Annotated in this window: 1 pseudogene; it reads right to left on the reverse strand. The window is 55.7% G+C overall.

Features of this window, described 5'->3' with window-relative positions:
• Positions 1-235, reverse strand: a pseudogene (locus tag GPK89_RS14880) (ribonucleoside-diphosphate reductase subunit alpha); the annotation flags it as partial.

Below are 235 nucleotides of genomic sequence, written 5' to 3' on the forward strand. Positions count from 1 at the left end.
CTGCGGACATAGTAAATGGTCTTGACGCCGACCCTCCACGCCTCTAAATACAGTCTGAGCACCTGACGCATGGAATAGTCATTGGTGATATAGAGATTCATGCTCTGCGCCTGATCAATATGTCTCTGGCGAAGGCCCGCGGCGCGCACCGACCGGCTTTGGTCGATCAGATGCGCCGCCTTATAGTACCACCATGTATCCATAGAAAGCTCCGGGGCAACGCGGGGCAGCATGC

The organism is Gemmiger formicilis, assembly GCF_018784445.1.
GTDB lineage: Bacteria > Bacillota > Clostridia > Oscillospirales > Ruminococcaceae > Gemmiger.